This is a genomic window from Amycolatopsis sp. NPDC003676 (assembly GCF_053587275.1).
Genome location: NZ_JBSFNS010000013.1, coordinates 106,173 through 127,940 on the forward strand (window position 1 = coordinate 106,173; position 21,768 = coordinate 127,940).

Annotated in this window: 20 protein-coding genes; 10 read left to right on the forward strand and 10 right to left on the reverse strand. The window is 68.1% G+C overall.

Annotated features, from left to right (window positions below; all coding sequences use genetic code 11):
- Nucleotides 1-3 precede the first annotated feature (3 nt).
- Genes ACWDNU_RS11440 through ACWDNU_RS11450 form a run of 3 tightly spaced genes read right to left on the reverse strand, consistent with a single transcriptional unit; the run spans nt 4 to nt 3,207 of the window.
- On the reverse strand, nt 4-873 hold the full coding sequence (locus ACWDNU_RS11440) for a carbohydrate ABC transporter permease (protein WP_449668703.1): 870 nt from the start codon (nt 871-873) through the stop codon (nt 4-6).
- A gap of 1 nt (nt 874) precedes the next feature.
- The gene (locus tag ACWDNU_RS11445; protein WP_449668704.1) at nt 875-1,825 is read right to left on the reverse strand and encodes a carbohydrate ABC transporter permease; all 951 of its coding nucleotides are present in this window, start codon (nt 1,823-1,825) and stop codon (nt 875-877) included.
- A complete protein-coding gene (locus tag ACWDNU_RS11450; protein WP_449668705.1) occupies nt 1,822-3,207 on the reverse strand; it encodes an ABC transporter substrate-binding protein in 1,386 nt (461 codons plus the stop codon). Before ACWDNU_RS11450 ends, ACWDNU_RS11445 begins: the two co-directional genes overlap by 4 nt.
- Nucleotides 3,208-3,343: 136 nt before the next feature.
- Between ACWDNU_RS11450 and ACWDNU_RS11455 the strand changes: the two genes are divergently transcribed.
- The 5 genes from ACWDNU_RS11455 (at nt 3,344) to ACWDNU_RS11475 (ending at nt 7,806) form a co-directional block, all read left to right on the forward strand.
- Complete coding sequence (locus ACWDNU_RS11455) at nt 3,344-4,351, forward strand: LacI family DNA-binding transcriptional regulator (protein WP_449668706.1); 1,008 nt, start codon at nt 3,344-3,346, stop codon at nt 4,349-4,351.
- A gap of 22 nt (nt 4,352-4,373) precedes the next feature.
- A complete protein-coding gene (locus ACWDNU_RS11460) occupies nt 4,374-4,694 on the forward strand; it encodes a GNAT family N-acetyltransferase (RefSeq protein WP_449668707.1) in 321 nt (106 codons plus the stop codon).
- A gap of 335 nt (nt 4,695-5,029) precedes the next feature.
- Nucleotides 5,030-6,046: a S1 family peptidase gene (locus ACWDNU_RS11465; RefSeq protein ID WP_370940013.1), complete on the forward strand. Its 1,017-nt coding sequence runs from the start codon at nt 5,030-5,032 to the stop codon at nt 6,044-6,046.
- A gap of 92 nt (nt 6,047-6,138) precedes the next feature.
- Nucleotides 6,139-6,981 (forward strand): SCO6745 family protein, encoded by an 843-nt coding sequence (locus ACWDNU_RS11470; RefSeq protein WP_449668708.1) that lies wholly within the window; start codon nt 6,139-6,141, stop codon nt 6,979-6,981.
- A 69-nt stretch (nt 6,982-7,050) separates the two neighbouring features.
- Nucleotides 7,051-7,806 (forward strand): SDR family NAD(P)-dependent oxidoreductase, encoded by a 756-nt coding sequence (locus tag ACWDNU_RS11475; RefSeq protein WP_449668709.1) that lies wholly within the window; start codon nt 7,051-7,053, stop codon nt 7,804-7,806.
- A gap of 189 nt (nt 7,807-7,995) precedes the next feature.
- Here ACWDNU_RS11475 and ACWDNU_RS11480 read toward each other — a convergent pair whose 3' ends face one another.
- The 3 genes from ACWDNU_RS11480 to ACWDNU_RS11490 all read right to left on the reverse strand — a co-directional run bounded on the left by ACWDNU_RS11480 (nt 7,996) and on the right by ACWDNU_RS11490 (nt 12,433).
- Nucleotides 7,996-8,412, reverse strand: coding sequence for a VOC family protein (locus tag ACWDNU_RS11480; RefSeq protein ID WP_449668710.1), 417 nt, complete (start codon nt 8,410-8,412; stop codon nt 7,996-7,998).
- A 33-nt stretch (nt 8,413-8,445) separates the two neighbouring features.
- A complete protein-coding gene (locus ACWDNU_RS11485; RefSeq protein ID WP_449668711.1) occupies nt 8,446-9,732 on the reverse strand; it encodes a diguanylate cyclase in 1,287 nt (428 codons plus the stop codon).
- 1,450 nt (nt 9,733-11,182) lie between these two features.
- Nucleotides 11,183-12,433, reverse strand: coding sequence for an MFS transporter (locus tag ACWDNU_RS11490; protein WP_449668712.1), 1,251 nt, complete (start codon nt 12,431-12,433; stop codon nt 11,183-11,185).
- A 136-nt stretch (nt 12,434-12,569) separates the two neighbouring features.
- Between ACWDNU_RS11490 and ACWDNU_RS11495 the strand changes: the two genes are divergently transcribed.
- Nucleotides 12,570-14,078 carry a serine/threonine-protein kinase gene (locus tag ACWDNU_RS11495; protein ID WP_449668713.1) on the forward strand — a complete coding sequence of 503 codons (1,509 nt, stop codon included), beginning with the start codon at nt 12,570-12,572 and terminating at the stop codon, nt 14,076-14,078.
- On the opposite strand, the gene ACWDNU_RS11500 is transcribed toward ACWDNU_RS11495, so the two are convergent.
- The gene (locus tag ACWDNU_RS11500; protein ID WP_449668714.1) at nt 14,075-14,665 is read right to left on the reverse strand and encodes an HAD family hydrolase; all 591 of its coding nucleotides are present in this window, start codon (nt 14,663-14,665) and stop codon (nt 14,075-14,077) included. The genes ACWDNU_RS11495 and ACWDNU_RS11500 overlap by 4 nt on opposite strands.
- Before the next feature lie 87 nt (nt 14,666-14,752).
- Between ACWDNU_RS11500 and dinB the strand changes: the two genes are divergently transcribed.
- Nucleotides 14,753-15,970: a DNA polymerase IV gene (gene dinB, locus ACWDNU_RS11505; RefSeq protein WP_449668715.1), complete on the forward strand. Its 1,218-nt coding sequence runs from the start codon at nt 14,753-14,755 to the stop codon at nt 15,968-15,970.
- Between the two features lie 808 nt (nt 15,971-16,778).
- On the opposite strand, the gene ACWDNU_RS11510 is transcribed toward dinB, so the two are convergent.
- Together ACWDNU_RS11510 and ACWDNU_RS11515 are read right to left on the reverse strand one after the other, a co-directional pair.
- Entirely contained in the window at nt 16,779-17,411 is a 633-nt protein-coding gene (locus ACWDNU_RS11510; protein WP_449668716.1) for a hypothetical protein, read from the reverse strand.
- Nucleotides 17,412-17,456: 45 nt separating this feature from the next.
- Nucleotides 17,457-18,353 carry a LysR family transcriptional regulator gene (locus ACWDNU_RS11515; RefSeq protein WP_449668717.1) on the reverse strand — a complete coding sequence of 299 codons (897 nt, stop codon included), beginning with the start codon at nt 18,351-18,353 and terminating at the stop codon, nt 17,457-17,459.
- Between the two features lie 74 nt (nt 18,354-18,427).
- Between ACWDNU_RS11515 and ACWDNU_RS11520 the strand changes: the two genes are divergently transcribed.
- The gene (locus ACWDNU_RS11520; RefSeq protein ID WP_449668718.1) at nt 18,428-19,279 is read left to right on the forward strand and encodes an EamA family transporter; all 852 of its coding nucleotides are present in this window, start codon (nt 18,428-18,430) and stop codon (nt 19,277-19,279) included.
- On the opposite strand, the gene ACWDNU_RS11525 is transcribed toward ACWDNU_RS11520, so the two are convergent.
- The gene (locus tag ACWDNU_RS11525) at nt 19,260-20,030 is read right to left on the reverse strand and encodes a TetR/AcrR family transcriptional regulator (protein WP_449668719.1); all 771 of its coding nucleotides are present in this window, start codon (nt 20,028-20,030) and stop codon (nt 19,260-19,262) included. The genes ACWDNU_RS11520 and ACWDNU_RS11525 overlap by 20 nt on opposite strands.
- Before the next feature lie 61 nt (nt 20,031-20,091).
- On the opposite strand from ACWDNU_RS11525, the gene ACWDNU_RS11530 reads away from it, so the two are divergent.
- On the forward strand, nt 20,092-20,925 hold the full coding sequence (locus ACWDNU_RS11530) for an ABC transporter ATP-binding protein (protein WP_449668720.1): 834 nt from the start codon (nt 20,092-20,094) through the stop codon (nt 20,923-20,925).
- Complete coding sequence (locus ACWDNU_RS11535) at nt 20,922-21,722, forward strand: ABC transporter permease (RefSeq protein ID WP_449668721.1); 801 nt, start codon at nt 20,922-20,924, stop codon at nt 21,720-21,722. Before ACWDNU_RS11530 ends, ACWDNU_RS11535 begins: the two co-directional genes overlap by 4 nt.
- Nucleotides 21,723-21,768: the final 46 nt, after the last annotated feature.

Genomic DNA, 21,768 nt, shown 5'->3' on the forward strand with positions numbered 1-21,768 from the left:
GTGTCAGCCCTTTACGCTTCCGGCGAGGATGCCGTTGATGAAGTGCTTCTGCAGCACGATGAACAGGATCAGCAGCGGGACGAGCGCGATCGACGCGGCGGCGAGCAGTTCGCCGGTCACGGTCGCGTAATCGGCGTCCACCCGGTTGCCCGAGATGTTCTGGGCGAGGGTCGAGAGGACGACTTGGAGGGTCGCCATCCGGCTGGAGCTGGCCGCGACGACCGGCCAGACGAAATCGTTGTAGATGTTCATGATCGTCAGCACGCCGAGCCCGGCGAGACCCGGCCGGATCGCCGGGACCACGACGCGCCAGAAGATGCCGAACTCGCCGCAGCCGTCGACGCGGGCGGCGTCGAGCAGTTCGTCCGGCACCGCCGCGATCACCTGGCGCATCCAGAAGATCGCGAACGCGTCGACCGAACCAGGCAGGATCAGCGCCTGGTACGTGTTGACCCAGCCGAGTTCCTTCATCTCCAGCAGCAGCGGGATGACGAGCACGATCGTCGGCAGCATCAGGGTGAGCAGCACGGTGCCGAAGATCAGGTTACGGCCCGCGAACCGGTATTTCGCGAACGCGTAGGCCGCGAGCGGCGCGCAGAACATCGTGATCGCGCCCTTCGCCACGAGCACGATGCCGGTGTTGAGGAACCCGCTGCCGATCGGGACGTCCTGGAACATCCCGCGGAAATTGGCGAGGGTGAAGGTCGCCGGGTCGAACCCGAGCGGGTTCCGGATGATCTCGCCCGCCGGTTTGAACGACGACAGGATCGCCCACACGACTGGCGCGAGCAGGGCGACGGTCAGCACGAGCAGGAACGCGTGCGAGCCGAGCAACGGCCGGGGCTTCCGTTGACGGACGCCGAGTGCGGTCATGTCAGTCCTCCGCTCGAAGCAGCCGGACGAAAAGCAGCGACACCGCCATCACGACGATCACCAGCAGGAACGAGTTCGCCGCCCCGGTGCCGAGATCCGCGCGCGTGATGTGGTTGTAGAGGTAGAGCCCGGCCGTGGTGGTCGAGGTGTACGGCCCGCCTTTCGTCACCACGTACGGCTCGGCGAACATCTGGAACACCGCCAGCGTCTGCAAAACGAGGCTGAACATCAGCGAACGGCGCAGCAGCGGAACGGTGATCGACCACAGCTGCCGCATCCGGCCCGCTCCGTCGAGCGAGGCCGCCTCGTACAGGCCGCGGTCGATCTGCTGGAGTCCGGAAAGGACGATCAGCACCACGAACCCGGTGGTCTTCCAGAGGAACAGCAACGCGAGCGTCGGTTTCGCCCATCCGCTCGTGACGAGCCAGCCGACCGGCGGAAGGCCGACCGCGCCGAGCATCGCGTTCACCGCGCCGTTGTCCTGGTCGAACAGCACGATCCAGATCTGCGCGACCGCGACCAGCGGCGTCACGAACGGCACGACGAACGCCACCCGGTAGAACCCGCGCAGCCGCTTGATCGCGTTGAGCAGCACCGCCACGAGCACGGCGAGCACCATCTGGGCCGGGACGATCAGGAGCCACAGCACGCCGGAGTTGCCGAGCGACGACCAGAACCCGCTGCTGGTCAGCAGATAACGGTAGTTATCGAGGCCGATCCAGTGCGCGGCACCGGATCCGTGCCAGTCGGTGAAACTCAGGCGCAGCGTGAAGAACAACGGGTAGACGCTGAAAGCCAAGAACACCAAGACAAACGGCAGCACGAACACGTACGGCGCGAGGAGGCGGCGCAACGGAAGCGTGCGCCGCCGCCGACGCGGTGCCCGGGTGCGCGGCTCGACGGCCGGCTCCCGGAACACCTTCGTCGCGGGGGAAACGGAACGAGTGGTCATTTGCGGTCGATCAGGTTGGTCTGGATGTCCTTGCCCGCCTTGTCGATCACCTGCTGCGGGGTGAGCGCGCCGTCCAGCATTTTCTGCAGGTCGGTGCCGAGGTAGTCGACCGCGCCGGACCACCAGGCCGGGATCGGGGCCCCGCCGGGGATTTCCCGGCCCGCCTCGACGGCGGTCTTCCAGACGTCCTGGCCGCCCATCGCGTCGATCGGCCGGAACAGCGGTTTCGCCGGATCGGCGGCGGGCTGGTAAGCCGGGATCGACGTGTTCAACCCGCCCGGATAGACCGCGTTCGGACCGTAGACGCCGGTGTAGCCGGCCTGGTCGAACATCAGGAAGCGGTAGAACAGCCACGACAGCTTGGGGTTCTTGGCGTCCTTGGGGATGACGAACGACGAGCCGCCCATCGCGCCGCTGCGCGCGCCGCCCGCGGTCCACGCCGGCAACGGCATCGCCCGCCAGTCGCCCTTCGTCGCGGTCAGCTGCTGCTGCGGGGCGAAATCGAACCAGATCGCCCACGGGTAGAAGACCTCGTCAGCCGAGTCCAGCGCACTGACGTCGCTGGGCTTGAGGTACTCCGCGCGGGTGCCGAGCCCTTCTTTGCGCACGGTGTCCAGCCAGGTCAGGATCTGGTGGTACTGCGGGGAATCCAGCCGCAGCTTGCCGTCCGGACCGGCCAGGCCGGTGCCCAGCTGGCTGGCGAACATCTCGAGCTGGAGCTGGCTGTTGAAGGCGTTCTGCTCCAGGTGGATCGGCTTCGCACTGGGCTTGAACTGCTGGTACTTCTTCGCCGCGGCGAGCAAATCGTCGTAGGTCTTGATGCCGTTCGGGTCGATCCCGGCCGCGCTCAGCGCCTTCGTGTTGTAGAACAGCAGCCCGGGGTCGAGGTCGAACGGCACGCCGTAGATGCCGCCGTTGACGGTGTTGACGTCGACCTTCTGCTTGGCGATGTCCTTGGTGTAGGGCGCGAGCACGTCCTTGAGATTCCATAGGTGGCTGACGTAGCCGCCGACCTTGGCGTCGTCGAGGAAGACGCCGTCGGGCACGTCGGTGCCAGTGATCAGCGTGTTCTGGAGCTTGGAGTCGATGTCGACGGCCTCGTGCTTGACCGTGACGCCGGGGTACTTCGCGGTGAACTTCTTGATCGCCGCGTCGAAGACCTTGTACAGGTCGCCGGAGCGGTCCCAGACGGTGATCTCGCCCTTGGGCGCCTCGTCGGACGAGGCTTGCAGCACGGCGTTGCCCGAGGCCGGAGCGTCGGAGCTGATGTCCGGGCCGCAGGCGCTCAGCCCGGTGACGAGCAGCGCCGCGGCGACGACGGCGGTGCCGCGGCGGGGGAGGAGGCGGGCTGTCCGTCCGCTCCGTCGGAGAGTGGGGTTCATGGCACTCCTTTGTGCGGGACGGTGGCAACTCGGCGTGCGGAGAGGGGCTCGCCGTGGATTTGCCAACGTAGGCAAACTGTACGACATGCTTGCACACGTTGCAAAAGGTAGGATGACTTCCGGCGAAGGGGGCTCCATGGCGGCGACGTTGCGGGACGTGGCGGATCGGGCGCAGGTTTCGGTGCGCACGGTGTCGAACGTCGTCAGCGGATACGAGCACGTCAGCGAGAAGATGCGGCAGCGCGTGCTGCGGGCCATCGAGGAACTCGGCTACATCCCGAACCCGGTCGCCCGCACGCTGCGCACCGGCAAAACGGGGCTGCTTTCGCTGGTGGTGCCGGAGATCGACGTGCCGTACTTCAGCCAGCTCGCCCGCGAGGTCATCGACGCCGCCGCGGATCTCGGTTTCCAGGTGATGATCGACCAGACCGGACACGACCACGAGCGGGAACGCCAGCTGCTGCGCGGCGGAGGCAGGCGCAATCTGTTCGACGGCATGCTGTTCGCGCCGCTCGCGACGGGCGACGAACTGCGCGACGTGGACCCGGCGCGTTCGTCGCCGCTGATCCTGCTCGGCGAGCACGTCTTCGACCGCCGGTTCGACCACGTGGCGATCGACAACGTCGTCGCGGCCCACGACGCGACGACGCATCTGCTCGACCGCGGCCGTACTCGCATCGCGGCGATCGGCGCTCAGCCGAAGGAGATGTACGCGACGCCGCTGCAGCGAACCGAGGGATTCCGCAAGGCGCTCGACGAGCACGGCCTGGAACCGGTGAACGCGCTGCAGGCCACGGCCGCCCACTACGGCCGGGCGGACGGCTATGCGGCCACCGCGTCGCTGCTTCGCGAATCTCCGCGCCCGGACGCCATTTTCTGCTACTCCGACCTGCTGGCGATGGGCGCGATCCGCGCGGTGTTCGACGCCGGGCTGCGCGTCCCGGAGGACGTGGCGATCATCGGCATCGACGACATCGAGGAAGGCCGCTATTCGCGACCGTCGTTGAGCACCGTTTCGCTCGACACTCCGTTCATCGCGCGGACCGCGGTGTCCCGTCTCGCCGCGCGCATCGAGAACCCGGGGCTCGCCGCCGAGGAATTCGTCGCACCGCACAAGCTGCTCGTTCGGGAGAGCACGGGCTGAGCGCGACGCGAGGTCTCCGGCGGTGTGTGAGGATGCGGGAATGAGCGAAGAAGAACCCCGGGTATCCCGCAACGACAGCGAAAACCGCTACGAAGTGTATGCGGACGGCAAGCTCGCCGGCTTCGCCGAATACACCCCGAAGGACACCGAAACCGTCTTCACCCACACGGAAATCGGCGACGAGTTCGGCGGCCGCGGCCTCGGCAAGGTGCTGGCGAAGGCCGCGCTGGACGACGTCGTGGCGCGCGGCGGCGTGATCGTTCCGGTGTGCCCGTTCATCGCCGGGTATCTGCGCAAGAACGAGGGCTACGCCGAGCACGTCCGGTGGCCCGGACAGCACTGACGTTTTCTCGGCAGCGCGCGGGGTTCTCGCGCCGCGGCGGCTGGCCTGGCGCGCGATGCCGAGGTACGTGAGGGGAACCCTGAGGGAATCAGCTTGGGTTCCCCTCACGTACTTTCGTGCCGAACCCGTCGCACACCGCACTGCTGAGAAACCTCACTGACGCAGGTCAGCAGCGCCGTTCGGGGTATTCCAGGTGGTCTGAACGGCGCAGCAGTGCCCGATTAGTCCGCATTTTTTGGTTATTAACCAACCTTCGTCGGTTTCGCGTTGGTTGCCGGGCAACAAAAGTGTGTGGCGTCCCACCGGTCGGTTTCAGCCCACCTGGAGGAAGATCCATGACTTCCCGGAAGACGCTCGTCGCGGGATTCACCGCACTGTCGGCCGCGGCTTTGACCGCGGGCATGTGCGTGAACGCCGCCTCGGCAAGCCCGATGGCGTTCGCCCAGATGCAGGCACAGGCGATCACCCAGGCGACGCAGGTCGCCGACACGCTCGGCGCCGGAAACGGCGGCATCTACCTCGAACGCGGCAAGGCGGTCCTGAACGTCACCGACGCCGCGGCGCAGGAGAAGGCCAAGGCCGCGGGCTTCGCGACCAAGCTCGTCAAGCACAGCTTCACCGCCCTCACCGGCGCGAAGAACCAGATGGACACGGTCAAGAACGTGCCGCAGACGTCGTGGGGCATCGACACCAAGACCAACCAGGTCGTGGTGAAGATCTACGACTCGGCGTCGCAGGCCACGAAGGACAAGGTCGCCGCGGCGGCCGCGAAGCTGGGCGACGCGGCGCGCGTCGAGCAGCGCTCGGGCAAGCTGTCCACCTACATCGCGGACGGCGACTCGATCAACAACGGGCAGTTCACCTGCTCGCTCGGCTTCAACGTGACCAAGGGCGGCCAGCCGTACATGCTGACCGCGGGCCACTGCACCAACGAGGGCGGCACCTGGTCCGGCGGCGACGTCTCCGGCGCCCAGGTCGTCCAGAGCGACTGCCCCGGAGCCGACTCCGGCCTGCTGACCCGCCCGAACGGCACCGGCGACGGCGCGATCAACACCGGCCAGAAGATCTCGAGCGCGGGCACCCCGACCGTCGGCGAGCAGATCGAGAAGATGGGCCAGACCACCGGCGGCGGCAGCGGCCAGGTCACCTCGGTCGACGAGTCGGTCAACTTCGACGTCGGCGTCCTGAACCACGAATTCGGCACCACCGCCCACACCGACCACGGCGACTCGGGCGGCCCGGCGTACGACGGAGACAAGGGCCTCGGCACCCTCTCCGGCGGCGACACCCAGACCAGCTACTTCTACCCGCTGACTCTGGAACTGCAGTCCTACGGCCTCGAGCTCGCCTGAGGTTTGTTGCTTCACAGCCCGCCGTCCCTCTTTCGGGGCGGCGGGCTTTTTCTTGGGTTTTTGTGTCGTACCCGGGGCTTAGAGTTGCCCGCATGAAGCCGAACCCGGCCCGAAACCTATGGACAGCAACAGAACCTCTCCACGCAGTCGTCTACTTCGCCCCGGAACCCGCCGCCGCGGCGAAGGACGTCGGCCTGCGCGGTTGGTGGATGGGCTACTTCGCGGGCCGGGCGGCACCACTCGGTCCGATCGGCCCGGAACCGGTCACGTCGATGTTTTTCGGTTTCGCACCACGGATGGTCGCGCGAGCACTGCCCGACGCGTGGACGTTCGCCTCTCCTGCAGACGTGGTGCGCACCCGGGTGGAAGCAGTTGAAGCGGCTTTGACACGGTTGCTCGGGCCGGACGCTGTGGACGAGCTAGTCGGGTTGTTGGAACAGGCAGCCGCCGCCTGCCAATTCGATGCCCGACCACTCGCCGCGGCTTGGTCCGCTGTGCCTCGCCCGGATCGGCCGCTGGCCCGATTGTGGCTGGCGACCGCGGTCCTGCGCGAACACCGAGGCGACGGCCACGTCCTGGCCGCGGTCGCCTCCGGCCTCACCGGCCTGGAAACGACCCTCACCCACATCGCCACCGGAGCCACGACCCGCGAGCAAGTCCAGCGCGCCCGGGGCTGGACCGACGAGGAATGGTCCGCCGCGACAGCAAGTCTGGTCGATCGCGGTCTGATCGACGCGGGCGGCCTGACCCCAGCGGGCGCGGAAATCCGCCGCACCATCGAAGAAACCACCGACCGCCTAGCCGCCGCCCCGCTCGAAGCGCTAGGCCCAGAAGGAGTCGACCGAGTACTGGAACTGGCCACCCCGTTGAGCCGACGGGTCATCGACCGCGGCGGCGTCCCCATCCCCAACCCGATGGGGGCACAACGTCCTTAACGAACGATGTCGATTCTCCGGCTCCCCGTCCGACGCACTAGTGACAGCCACTAGAAGGGAGCCCTGGAGATGCTGCTGGAAGGCAAAAACGCGGTTGTGTACGGCGCTGGCGGAGGAATCGGCGGCGCGTTCGCCCGAGCCTTCGCCGAGGAAGGCGCGCGAGTCTTCCTGGCCGGACGGACCCGCGAAAAGCTGGACCGCGTAGCTCGCGACATCCGCACGGCTGGCGGCACCGCCGATGTCGCTGTAGTCGACGCGCTCGACGAGAAGTCCGTAGACGCCCACGCCGACGCCGTGGTCGAAGCCGCGGGCAGCCTCGACATCTCGGTGAACGTGATCAGCCACGGCGACGTCCAGGGAACTCCCATGGTCGAGATGTCGCTGGCCGACTACGAACAACCGGTGGTCAACGGCGTCCGCACCACCTTCCTCACCATGCGCGCGGCCGGTCGGCACATGAAACGCCAAGGCAGCGGCGTAGTCCTCCTCTTCGGCGGCGATGGCGATCCCGTGCGCAACCACGCGGTCGGCGGCCTGCAAGTCGGATTCGCCGCGCTGGAAGCAATGCGCCGACAACTCGCCGCCGAACTGGGCCGACACGGCGTGCGCACGGTGACTCTCCGGACCGGCGGCGTCCCGGAAACGATCCCGGCGGATTTCCCTGGCGCCGAGGAACTCACCGCGGAACTCGCCGAACCGACCATGCTCGGCCGCACCGCGACGTTGGCTGACGTTGGTGCGGTAGCGGCTTTCGTCGCGTCCGACCGAGCCCGCACGATGACTGCCGCCACGGTGAACGTCAGCTGCGGCGCGCTGGTGGACTAGCCCGTCGCGACACCAGCGATCGCGAGCACCACGCTCACCACGCGGATCGTCGCGGTGGAGCCGTCTCGAGGTAGGCCACCACGAAGAACATCGAGAGAGAACCCAGTCCGGGAGGAGGGCGCCGAACGCCGCGTCGACTTCGTGCTGCCGCACGGCCCGGGTGCTGTGCACTCGACTGGCCGCCGTGGGTTAACCCTTGGCGCGGGAGGAAATCTGCTGCACCGACCAGCTGTTGCCGTCCGGGTCGGAGAAGTGGATGAACCCGATGTTGTCCAGGTCTTCGAGCGCGCCGGTGCCCGGATCCGGGCCGTAAACCTGAAGTTCGCCGACCTCGACCCCGCGTTCCACCAGCTCCTCGCGGGCTTTCCGCACATCGGCGACGACCAGCTGCAGACCTTTCAAAGACCCCGGCGGCATGTCCGGAACCATGCCCTTGCCCAGGACGATCGAGCAGCCCGATCCCGGCGGCGTCAGCTGCACCAGGCGCTGTCCCGGCCCGGGGTTGATGTCGTGGTCGAGGTGGAAGCCGACCTGGTCGACGTAGAACGCTTTCGCCCGGTCGATATCGGTGACGGGAACGACGACGACCTCGAGAGTCCAGTCCATGCGAGGAGTTCTAGCGGTGGCCCGAACGGGCGGTCAAGCGCTCGCCAGCTCCACCCGGTTCCGGCCGGCCTGCTTGGCCCGGTACAGCGCGGCGTCGGCGGCCACCAGCACGTCGTCGACGCTGGCGAGATGCTCGGCCGGATACAGCGCGCAGCCGATCGAGACGGTCAGGTCGCTGATCACCGAATCCTGGTCCGGCAGCGCGACGACCACCTGCGGGACCCGCCGCCGGATGCGGTCGGCGATGTGGCCGAGGTGCTCGGCGCTCGGGATGTCCGGCAGCGCGATCGCGAACTCCTCGCCGCCCCAGCGGCCGCACACGTCCTGCTCGCGGACCTCGTCCCGCAGCGACAGCGCGATCTCGCGCAGCACCAGGTCGCCGGTGGGGTGACCGTAGGTGTCGTTGATCGCTTTGAAGTGGTCGAGGTCAAGCAGCAGCACGCCGACGCTGTCCTGGTTCGCCCGCGCGCGTTCGAGGTAGCGCTCGGCGACCGTGCGCCACCAGCGTTTGGTGGCCAGACCGGTGGTGACGTCGGTGCGCGCGTCGCGCTGGAACTGGGTGAGCAGCAGCCCGCGGTGCAGTGCCACGAGCGCGATCACGACGCCGGCCAGGAGCAGCGGGTTGGCCAGCAGCAGGAGCGCCGCGGTGACCAGGCCGAGCCCGATCGCGCCCGCTTCGAGCAGCTGGTCGCCGAACCCGGAGAACAGGTCCGCGAACGACCGCGGCGGGCTGGAGAGTGCGATCGCGACCATGACGAGCGCGGTGTTGATCGCCCAGCGCAGCCCGGCGGCGAGCACGAAGACGACGAGGTCGAGCAGACCCGGACCGAAGCCGCCCGCGAGGACGCCCGGGTACTCGTGCATGCCGAGCGCGAGCACCGCGACCGCGGCCTGCGTGCCGCACAGGACGGTCGCGCAGGAGAAAATCCAGCGGTGCGGCAGAACCGGCCGTTCGTGCGGCCAGACCCGCCACCAGGCGACGGCGTAGGTGAGCACGACCATCGCCGACGCGAGGATCGCGGGCAACGCCACCACGGCGGCGATGCTCCAGACAGCCTTGGTGTCGACGTACGCGACGGTGGGCGCGCGGCTGTACTCGCGCTGCCGCTCGATGTGCCGGGTCGCCTCGATCGCCAGCGCCGCGCACACGGCGAGGACGCCGAAGCGGACTAGATCGATCTGGTGCACCGGGGCGAGCCACGCGGTGGCGAGGGTGGTGCCGACTGCCACGACGTTCACCAGCAGCACATACATGCGGACGTGAGAGGGCAACCGCCATAGGCGCCAGCCTGTGAACCACCCGGCAACTCGTCCGCGCACTCTTCACCTCACCCGATTGGCTTCTACGGTAAACGACGAGGCGCGTTGTGTGCTGCCTGTCGTCCGGACTCTGGGAAGCCCCGGGGCGATTTCGCCCGGACAGCCCAGCGTCAGACGGCCGGCGAGGGGAGGTGGCCACTGTGAGTAGTGGCCAGCTGCTCCGAATCCGGGCCGGACCAGGGGATCCACGAGGGTCCCCTTTGGGCCTCCATGGCCACTTTCGGTGACCGGCCTACCGGTGCTGACGTGCGAAAACCGCCGAAGGCGCGACTCTGAAACGGAGGTGACAACCGTGCGCGACAACAACTGGACGGTTCGTCGGTGACCTAGGTCGCCCTCGCGGTCTCGACTCGAGGTCGAGACTTTCGGCCCTCGCTGAGGAAAGGAGATGCCCACAGTGCGGGACAACAACTGGTGAACGCGGCTGAACCGGGAATCCGGGATGCGGAAGGAAAACGGAAAGGAGGCGACGTGACGCGCGACAACAACTGGACCCGCTGAGGACGGCCCAGCGACCGGAAAGGAGGTGTGCGGTGCGCGACAACAACTGGAACCGGTGAAACGGCTGAAACCGCTGGGCGAAGTGCTGGGGAAGGAGGTGAGCGACCGCCATGCGCGACAACAACTGGACTCGCTGAACCTGCCTGGTTACTGACCGTCGATTCGCGAAAGGAGCCGCTGCGATGCGCGACAACAACTGGAACCGGTGAAACCCGCTGTTTTGCCGATCGGCGACGAGGAAGGAGATCGCTGTGCGCGACAACAACTGGACTCGCTGAATTCGCCCGATTACTGACCGTCGATTCGCGAAAGGAACCGCTGCGATGCGCGACAACAACTGGACCCGCTGAGCCTCGTTGACCACCGACCGCCGAACTGCGAAGGGAGCGCTGCCGTGCGTGACAACAACTGGACTCGCTGAGTTCCGTCGACTACCGCCCGTCGAGCCGCGAAGGGAGCTGCCGCCGTGCGTGACAACAACTGGACCCGCTGAACGTCGCCGATCACCGCCCAGCGATTCGCGAAGGGAGCTGCCGCGATGCGTGACAACAACTGGACTCGCTGAGTTCCGTCGACTACCGCCCGTCGAGCCGCGAAGGGAGCCGCCGCCGTGCGTGACAACAACTGGACCCGCTGAGCCCCGCCAACCACCACCCGCTGAGCCGCGAAGGGAGCCGCCGTCGTGCGTGACAACAACTGGGCTCGCTGAGTCCCGCCGATCACCGCCCGTCGAGCCGCGAAGGGAGCCGCAACCGTGCGTGACAACAACTGGACCCGCTGAACCTGCCAACCACCACCCGCCGAGCCACCGAAAGGAACCGCCGCCATGCGCGACAACAACTGGACCCGCTGAACCGCCCCCAGCCCGCCCCACGAGGAGGTGAGAGGGCATGCGTGACAACAACTGGACGTGATCCGAACCAGTCCCGCGGCACACCCGTCCCGCGGATTACGGCGCGGGAGGTGGGGTGGCCCCGTCGAGGGGAGTTCGGCGGGGCCGCACCGCGCGGTCCGCTCGCACCGTCCGCGCCCACGCGATCCCGGCCAGGCCGGCGCACCCGGCTCCGGCCACGGCGGCGATCGCGACCACCGTCGTCGGCGCGAAGGCCAGCGCCAGCGCGCCCGCGGCAGCGATCGTCAGGCCCTGCGCCGCCCGCAACGCCGCGATCGCGACTCCGATCACCTGGCCGCGCTGTTCCGGCGGCGCGGCGAGGCTGTACTGCACCTGGGTGATCAAGTCGTGCGCGGAAAACATCCCGGACACCGTCCAGACCGCTACGACCACCGGCAACGCGGGCGTCCAGCCGGTCGGCAGCAGCACGAGACTGCTCGCCACCGCGAGCGGGCCCAGCCACCGCACCTGCCGCGCCCGCGGCAACCGGCTGATCAGCAACGCCCCGAGCAGCGTCCCGACCGGGTTCGCCACCAGCAGCCAGCCGAGCACTCCGGTACCGCCGAGTTGCGCGGCCACCGGCACCGCCAGTCCCTCCGGCACGACGTAGAACCCGCAGCAGCACGCGATCGCGAGCAGCGACCGCAGTTTCCGGTCCCGCGCGACCAGCTTGCAGCCCGCCTTCAACGAAGCCCATTGCGGCGCGTGCTCGGCCACCTTCGAGACCGGGTACAGCCGCAAACCCCAGCGCAGCGCGGCTGCCGACACCGCGAAGGTCACCGCGTCCGCCCACAACGCGCCCGAAACCCCGAGCCACGCGACCACCGCCGCGCCCGCGCCGAAGCCGATCACCAGTGCTGCCTGGTACGTCGAGGAGAGGATCGCTTGTCCGGTCGCCAGTTTCTCCTCGCCCAGCATGTCCGGCAGGACAGCTTGCCGCGCGGCCTGAAACGGCCCGGCGGCGAGTTGCACGACCACGAGCAGTCCCGCGGCGACCGGCCAAGGCATTCCCGGAATCGCCATCACTGCGACCAGCAGTGCGCGCACGACATCCGCCACCACGAGTACGGTGCGGCGCGGGAACCGGTCGGCGAGCCCGCCGAGCGCACCGCCGAGGAGGTCCGGCAAATAGGTGAGCGCATACGTCCCAGCGGCCCATCCCGCGGACGCCGTTCGGTTGAACACCAACACGGTCAGCGCGACTCGTGCTAATTGATCACCTGCCACCGACAGCACGTGCGCGAGCCAGAGCGCACGAAATTCGCCCATCCGGAACACGCTCCGGAAAGACGGCGCCGTCGTGGTCATGTGCTCACCCTGTCGTGACTCGGCCACCCGGAGCAACCCCGGCCGGACGCGGGTGGGTCGCGGATCCGGCTCCGGCCGTCCGTGGAAAACTGGGTGATCGCCGTCCGTGGATGATGTCGCACCGAAGGGTTTTCCGTTGACCGAGGAGAGCCGGCAGGTCGCCGGTCGCTACGAGCTCGTCGAACTGATCGGCAGCGGCGCGATGGGGATGGTCTGGCGCGGGGAGGACAAGATCCTCGGCCGCGTCGTCGCGGTCAAGGAACTCCTCATGCCCGTGAACCAGGGCGAGGACAAGGTCGAGGAAGCCCGCAACCGCGCCATGCGCGAGGCCCGCATCGCCGCCCGGCTGCAGCATCCGAACGCCATCTCCGTGTTCAACGTGGTCGAGCACGAGGACCGGCCGTGGCTGATCATGGAGTACCTGCCTTCGCGCAGCCTCGCGGTGAAACTGCGCGAGGACGGCCCGCTGACCGTCGACGAGGCGATCCCGTTCGCGGTGCAGCTCGCGGGCGTGCTCGCCGCCGCGCACCGGGCGGGCATCGTGCACCGCGACGTCAAGCCGGGCAACGTCCTGCTCGGCGACGACGGCACCACGGTCAAGGTGACCGACTTCGGCATCTCCCGCGCGGTCGGCGACGTCACGCTCACCGCGACCGGCGAAATCTCCGGCACGCCCGCGTTCCTGGCCCCGGAGGTCGCCCGCGGCGAGGACGCGACCTTCGCCTCCGACGTGTTCGCCCTCGGCGCGACGCTCTACATGGCGGTGGAGGGCGATCCGCCGTTCGGCACCGCGGACAACGCGATCGCCTTGCTGTACCGGGTTTCCAGCGGTTCGATCAACCCGCCGAAACAGGCCGGGAAGCTGGAGCCGCTGCTGCTGAAGCTGCTGGAGCTCAAGCCGGAGGACCGGCCGTCGATGACCGAGGTCGTCGCGGAACTGCGCAAGCTCGACGGCGGCGTCACCCCGCTCGCGACGATTCCGGAACCGCCGACGCTGCCCGAAGCCAAACCTCCGGTCGTGCCCACCACGGTCGCGGTTCCGGCCGCGGACGCGCCACCCGCGGGTGCTGCCGCCGCGCCGCCCGCGGGTTCGGACCGAAGACGCCGCGGGATGATCTTCGCCGGGGCGGGCGCGCTGCTTGTCGTGATCGCCGTGATCGTCACCGTCGTCCTCACTCGCAACCACGGTGAAGAGAGCCCGGCCGCGAACCCGCCGCCTGCTGGGACTTCCGCGCCTTCGAGTGCTCCGGTGCCTTCGTCCGCGTCGCAGCCTTCGCCGTCGACTCAGCCGTCAACTGCGCCTTCGTCGAGCGCTCCTCCGTCTTCCAGCTCGGCGGCGAACTCGCCGGACGCGATGGCTTCCGCTCTGCGTACTTACTTCTCGTACCTGCCGAGCAACCTGGAGAGCGGCTGGGCGATGCTCAGCGAGGAGTTCCGCTCGTCGCGGGGCCAGACTTTCGACCGGTACAAGTCATGGTGGACCCAGTTCAGTTCAGTGGTCGCGAGCGATGTCCAGGTCACTGGCGACAACGCGCTCAGTGCGAAGATCACCTATCACCGTGCCAACGGCGGCACGTCGAGCCAGGTACACCACTACAAGATGTCGCAGCACAACGGCACCTGGCAGATCGACGTGGAGAGCTAGCTCTCGAGCAGCAGTGCGATCGCGGCGGCAGTGTCGCGATCCGGGCCGATCCGCATGGTGCGCAAGCCAGCGGACCGCCCGGCTTCGACATCCGCGCCGACCAGCCAGGCTCCGTCAAGGGTGGTTTCGCAGCGTTCGGCGGCGAGCACGAACAGCTTCGGGTCCGATGTGGACAGTCCGTCCGGCCCGGCTAGCGCCCAGCCGTCCACGAGCCGGGCGATTCCGGTGCACAGCAGCGTGGACAGCTGCGGTTCGCCCTCGCCGAGGACGCCGATCCGCCAGCCCGCCGCGCGCAGCCGGGGCAAGCCGGTCAGCACGCCGGGTGCCACCGGGACGAGCGCGGGATGGCGTTCGCGGTAGGCGTCTTCGAGGTCAGTTTCGTGCAGGTCGAAGCGTTCGCGGAGGTTCTTGAAGAACGTCGTCCGGTCGGCGCGCCCGCGATCGTCGGCGGCGACGAGCCACGCGGCGTCCGCTTCGGTGAGCCGGTGTTCCGCGCAGAACTCCCACACCCAGCGGCGGAATCCCTCCGCGCGATCGACGAGCGTGGTGTCGAGGTCGAACAGGACGAGCCGCACGGGGAGAGACATTAGCGCGTTCCACTGGGGCTTCGGGAGATTTTTCTACTCCGTTCGAGTGAACGGATCGCGGTTTTTGTCGGTGTTCGATGCGAACATATGTTCGTGACAAGCGAAGGACCGATCCTCCACGCCGATCTCGACGCGTTCTACGCCTCGGTCGAGCAGCGCGACGATCCCCGGCTGCGCGGCAGGCCGGTGATCGTGGGCGGTGGCGTGGTGCTGGCCGCGAGCTATGAGGCGAAGGCGCTGGGCGTGCGCACCGCGATGGGCGGTGCGCAGGCGAGGCGGTTGTGCCCGCATGCCGTGGTGGTGCCGCCGCGGATGTCGGTCTACAGCGCGGCGAGCAAGGCGGTATTCGAGGTGTTCCGGCAGACGACGCCGGCGGTGGAAGGAGTGTCGATCGACGAAGCTTTTCTGGATGTCGGCGGCCTGCGGCGGATCGCCGGGCGTCCGTCCGAGATCGCGGTGCGCCTGCGCGCGGAGGTGCTGGCGCAAGTCGGGCTGCCGATCACGGTAGGGGTGGCGCGCACGAAGTTCCTCGCGAAGGTAGCGAGCGGCGTCGCGAAACCGGACGGCCTGGTGGTGGTGCCGCCTGACGCTGAGCTGGAATTCCTGCACCCACTGCCGGTGGAGCGATTGTGGGGAGTGGGAAAGGTGACGTCGGCGAAGCTGCGGGAACGAGGCGTCCGCACCGTTCGCCAAGTCGCGGAACTCCCTGAAGCCGCGCTGATCTCGATGCTGGGCCCAGGCACCGGCCGCCACCTGCACGCCCTGGCCCACGGCCGCGACCCACGCGCGGTCCAACCAGGAAAACGCCGCCGCTCAATCGGGTCCCAACGCGCACTGGGCCGCCGCCCGCGCTCGCCGGCCGAACTGGACGAGATCGTAGTGTCCATTGTGGACCGATTAGCGCGTCGCCTGCGCGGCGCGTCGAGGGTCTGCCGAACGGTGGTGCTGCGAATGCGTTTCGCGGACTTCACCCGCGCCACGAGGTCGCACACGCTAGCCGACAGCACTGACCACACGGAAACGCTGCTGTGCGCTGCCCGCGGCCTCCTGTCCGCGGCGCAACCACTGGTGTACGACCGGGGGTTGACGTTGCTGGGCCTGTCGTTCTCGAATCTCGACAGCCATGGTGCGGTGCAGTTGGCGTTGCCGCTGGACCAACCTTCCCGCCCAGCGATGTCCGCCGAGGCCACCGCCCTGGACTCCGCGGTGGACGCCCTGCGAAACCGTTTTGGTGCGGCCGCATTGACGCGGGCGGCGCTGCTGAGCCATGACGCTGGGGTGGAGATGCCTATGCTGCCGGATTGATCGAGTGCGGTGGTCCCGCGGTAATCCCGCGAGGGCTGTTTCCCGGCTGAGCCCGACCTAGCCCGATGGGGTCTGGCCGAGTCCGGCTGAGCTTGGCTGATTCGGATCGGGCCCGACGGGGCCTGGCCGAGCTTGGCTGAGTCTGATCGAGCCCGACGGAGCCTGGCTGAGTCCGACGGAGCCTGGCTGAGTCCGGCTGAGCTTGGTTGAGTCCGGCCGAGCCCGATGAGGCCTGGCCGAGCTTGGCTGAGTCTGATTGAGCCCGACGGAGCCTGGCTGAGCCCGACCGACCTTGGCTGAGTCCGGCCGAGCCTGGCTGAGTCCGATCGGGCCCGATGGGCGGGGTGGCTGAGCATGGCGGAGCCCGACCGGGCCCGGCGGAGCCTGGTTGAGTCCGACCGAGCACGATGGAGCCTGGCTGAGCCCGGCCGGGCTCAGCTGAGCCGGGTCGAGTCCGATGGAGCCTGGCTGAGTCCGACTGAGGACGGCGGAGACTGACCGAGCCCGGCGGGCCCGGTGGTGTCGGGTCGAGCCCGACTGAGTCCGGTCGAGTCCGAACGAGCTTGGCTGTGTCCGACGGAGCATGGCCGTGCCCGGCCGAGCGCGTCGGGCTCGACCGAGGCTGGCCAGGTCCGGTCGAGCGTGACCGAGTCCGGTTGAGCCCGGCAGGGCGGGTGTCCGGCAGGGCGGGTGTCCGGCAGGGCGGTGTCCGGCAGGGCGGTGTGCTGGGCGAAGGTTGGCGCTTGCTCGCCGAGATGCGAGCACGGTGGCGCGGCGGTGCCGTGGCGCCGGATGCTCGGCGAGGTGGTCAGCGCGGCTGAGCTGTCGTGTACAGCGCTTCGGCCAGTTTGCGCAGCTGACTGCGGCAGGACTCGAGGCCAGTGTCCGTAGTAGCGGGTGTGTAGCCGACGTGGAAAGTGGCGTTGTGGTCCAGGACGATCAGCTCGCAGTCCCGCGGATGAGTTCCCGGGAGCCAATGCGTCTTCTCTCCGAAGGAAAGGCTGACGGGACTGTCATCCTTGCTCAAGGCGGAAGCGCCGGTGAACTCGAGCTGCGCGCTTTCCCGGCCTGATTGCTGGTCGCTCTTCGCGTACCAGTTCGCTTCGAGCCGCAGCTCTGGCAGTCGCTGGTCCGCGGGCGTGAAGCTGCAGAGGAGTGAACCGTTTTTGCTGACTTCGGGGTGCCAGCTGCGGACCACTTCGAAAGCGGCCTGCGGAATTTCCGGCGTCCGGGCGGTAAAACCGGCGCAGGTGGCGAAGTTGGTCTCGTGGTACTTGTCTGGCGTCGGGTCTGCTCCATGGTCATGCGCTGCGCCCCAAAGGAGTGAGCCGACGCCTACTGTTGCCCACGTGACCAGTAGCGCGGTCACTGCGGTCGCGGCGCCGATTCCCGTCCACAGTGCGATTCGGTGGCTCTTCTTCCGGGTTGGTCCTGCGGTCACGGGTGATTTCCTTGCGCTCCGGGAAATGTCATTACTTATACCGGATCAACCGGCGACCGCGCGCAGTGCGTCTAGGCCGACTCGGATCAGTGGGTGACTGCGGCTTCCTCGCCGAACAGCGGTCAGCAATCGGCGCGTGGGAATTGACGTTCCCAGCAGTGGAATCCGCTTAACCGCATGCGAGGGCAACGGCACAATCCGCGGCATCAGGCACACTCCGAGCCCTTCCGCGACCAGCGCGGATACTGCGTACCACTCCTTGACCTCATGGACGATCCGAGGCGTGAAACCGGCCGCGGCGCAAGCGGCGGTCACCAACGGATAGGTGTCGTTGTTGTGCTTCTTGACGATCCACGGTTGATCGGCCGCCTCGGCGAGTTCGATTCCCTTGCGGCGTCGGGCGAGGGGGTGGGTTGCTGCGACGAGCAGGTCTTGGCGGTCGGTCGTCAGCGCGGACTGTTCGAAGCGGGAATCGGTGACCGGCGGTGCTTCCGGGCTGGGGAGGACCAGGGCGATGTCTGCTTCGTCGGCGAGCAGGAGGCGGTAGCAGTCGGTGCTTTCTTCCTCGGTGATCTGCGGTTCTACCAGTGGATGCGTCGTCCGCAGAGTGGCGACGGCGGGAGCGGCGAGGGTTGCCAGCGCTGAGGAAACGCCGCACAGGCGCAGCGTGCCGCGGAGTTCCGCATCCTCTGCGGCGAGTTCTGCGCGGGCGGCCTCCCATTGGAGTTTCAGCGCGTCGGCGTGGCGGAGCACGATGCGGGCGGCTGGGGTCAATTGCACCCGACGGCCGTGCGGAACGAGCAGTTCCACGTCCAGATCCCGGGCCAGCAAACGCAATTGCTGAGATACCGCAGACGGCGTCAGGTGCAGCGCGGAAGCGGTCGCGGTCACTGTTCCGTACTCGGCGAGGGTGCGCAGGACGTCCAACCTGTGGTCGATCATGTAGTCCAGGCTAAACGGTTTTGTGCGGAAAGATTCGTTGGACGTGGAAGCTTCCAGGCCCAAATCTAGAGAGCATGAGGGATTTACCTGCTCCGGCGCTGATGCTGGGGAGCGTGCTGAGCGTCCAATTTGGACAGGCGGTGGGGAAGCGTCTCTCCGAAGAGGTTGGCGCGTCTGGTGTTGTCGCCTTGAGGCTGGGGCTGGCTGCGGTGGTTTTGCTGGCTCTGTATCGGCCGTCGGTGCCGCGCGGCTGGACGGAAAGAGGGGTGATTCTCGGCTTCGGTACGGCTATCGCCGGGATGAATTTGATCTACCCCGCGTTGACACTCCTGCCACTGGGGCTGGCGAGTGCGCTGCAGTTGTTGGGCCCGATTTCCTTGGCGTTGCTCACTTCGAGGCGGCTGCGTGACGTTGCTTGCGCGGTCTTGGCCGGAGCCGGAGTGTGGTTGTTTTACGCCCCGCGCGACGTCGGTTTTCCGCTCGCGGGTGTGGCGCTCGCGTTGGCGTCGGGAGCTTGCATGGCTGCCTACTTCCTGCTCAGCAAACGCGCCGGGGCCAGGAGCGCGGGCGGGGGTCCGCTGGCGCTGGCGTTGGCTTGGGCTGCCGTTCTTTCGGTGCCGCTCGGGGTAATTGACCAAGGTGCCCGGCTGGTGACGCCGAGGGTGTTGCTCGTCGGACTGGCGGTGGCCGCGTTATCGGCGGTGGTGCCGTATTCGCTGGAGCTGGCGGCGTTGCGACGGCTGCCTGCCCGGACGGTCGGGGTGCTCGCCAGCCTTGAGCCGGCCAGTGCGGGGCTGGCTGGGGTGCTGGTGCTCGGCGAGCATTTGCGCGCGGTGCAGTGGGTGGCGCTGGTGTGCGTGGGCCTCGCTAGCGCGGGAGCGGTGGTCGGGCGGAAGGAAAAGCCAGTTATCCAGCAGATCGGTTGACCAGCGCGGCAATGCCTTCGATCAAGCGGTCCAGGCCGAACGCGTATTCGTGGTCGACGCTGTAAGGAGCCTGATGGGTCTGCCCGGCAGCGGTGCCGACCCGGTCCGCGACTGGGAAGCGTCGCGGTTCGTATACCTCGGCAAGGGCGGGTGCGGTCGCGGCCCACCATTGCTGGTCGGTCATTCCGGTTTGCCGCACGACCCGTGCGGCCTCGACCTTGCGGCGCGCCAAACCTTCGACGTGCGTGGTGACCAGGGTGATCGTCGAGTCCATTTCGACGTCCGCCAAGCCGATGCCGTCGACGACAGCCAGTTCCAAGTCGTACTTCGCGATCGCGTTGGGGCCCAGCGTCGGACGGCCGGAGAAGACCTGCAGCAGCCACGGATGCCGCAGGTACATCGCCCAGTTGACGGCGGCGACGCGGCGGAGACCGTCGCGCCAGTCGTCGGCGTCTATTTCGGACAGTTCAGCTACCGCTTCGCCGTAGACCGCGTCGACCATCGCTTCGACCAGTTCCGCGCGCGACGCGACGTAGGTGTACAGCGACATCGTCCCGACGCCCAGCGATTCAGCCACCCGGCGCATCGACAGCGTCGCCAGATCCTGTTCGGTGTCGGCGACCTCGACCGCCGCGTCGACGATTCGCGCGGGGGTCAGGCCGTGTTTCGGGCCGCGCTTCGGCAGCTGGCGGGTGCCCCACAGCAGCGCGATCGTCGCGGCGGGGTCGCCGTTGGTGCCGTCAGTCGTCACGGGACCAGCATAGGAGCTTTACTCCGTAGGCAATACGGAGTTGTGTGCTAGCCTTCTTCGTATGGCATACGGAGAAGGCGGGCTGCTGGCGCGCGGGGTGCAGAAGCGGTACGGCGAGAGGGCGGCGTTGGACGGGTTTGACCTGCGGGTGGAGCCGGGCACGGTGTGCGGCCTGCTCGGTCCCAACGGTGCGGGCAAGACGACGGCGGTCCGCATTCTGACGACGTTGCTGCGGCCGGACGCTGGCGAAGTGCGGGTCGCGGGGTTCGACGCGGTTGCCGATCCGGACGAGGTGCGGCGGCGGATCGGGCTGGTCGGGCAGAACGCTTCGGTGGACGAGATTCTGACCGGCAGACAGAACCTCGAACTGTTCGCCCGCCTCGGCGGGTTGCCGTCGCGGGCGGCTCGGGCGCGGGCGACGGAACTGCTGGAGCGGTTCGGGCTCAGCGAAGCGGCGGGGCGGTCTGTCTCCGGTTACTCCGGCGGTATGCGGCGCAAGCTGGATCTCGCCGCTGGGCTTCTGCTGAACCCGCAGGTGCTCTTCCTCGACGAGCCCACGACCGGACTCGATCCGGCCGCTCGCATCGACGTCTGGGCGGATGTTCGCGCGCTTGCCGGTACTGGCACGACGGTGCTGCTGACCACGCAGTACCTGGAGGAGGCCGATCAGCTCGCCGACCGGATCGCGGTGCTCGACGCGGGACGGGTCGTCGCCGCGGGCACGCCGGACGAGCTGAAGGCGAAGGTCGGGCCGGACCGGGTCGAGACGGTCGTCCGCAAGCCGACGCTCGACGAGGTTTTCCTGCACCTGACCGGCCACGCTCGCCCGCCCGAGGAGGAGACGCAGTCGGCTTCCCGGACAACCTCGCCCGCCGTCCCCGAGGAGGTTCGATGACCACCGCCACAGCAGCACCCGCGCGCGTGTCCTGGCCGACGCATACCGCCGTCCTGACTCGCCGCATCCTGGTGCACTGGAAGCAACGTCCGTTCTCGATCGCGGTCACGCTGCTGTTCCCGGTCCTGATCGTGGTGATGTTCGGCCAGCTTTTCGGTGGCGCGATGGCCATCCGGGACGGCGCGTACATCGATTTCCTCATCCCCGGCATGCTCGCGATGACCATGCTGTTCGGGCTCGAATCCACTGTCCTCGCAGTGACTTCCGACGCGGCGAAGGGCGTCACCGAACGGATCCGCGCGATGCCGGTCAGCGGGCTCGCCGTGCTGACCGGACGTTGTCTCGCCGACCTGATCAGCGCGGTCGCCGGGCTCGTCGTGATGATGGGGGCCGGGCTGGCGCTGGGGTGGCGTCCGCAGCAGATGTCGGTGCTGGGTGCGGTCGGTCTGCTGTTGTGGTTGCGCTTCGCCTTTGTCTGGGTCGGGATTTACCTCGGGCTGCTGCTGAAAACCCCGGAATCGGCGGTTTCGGTGCAGGTACTGGTGTGGCCGGTCGGATTCCTGTCCGGAGTTTTCGTTTCCCCGGACACCATGCCTGCCTGGCTGAGCGCGGTCGCGACCTGGAATCCGCTCACCGCAACGGCTTCCGCGGTGCGTGAGCTGGCGGGTAACCCGGCGTGGGCCGCGAATGGCTGGGCGGCGGAGCATTCCGTGCTGCTCGCGACGGCGTGGCCCGCGGTGCTGACGCTGATCTTCCTGCCGCTCGCCACCCGGCGGTACCGGATGCTCGGGCGCTGAAAAACAGCCGGGCGGCAAGGGAAATCCCCTGCCGCCCGGCCGTACC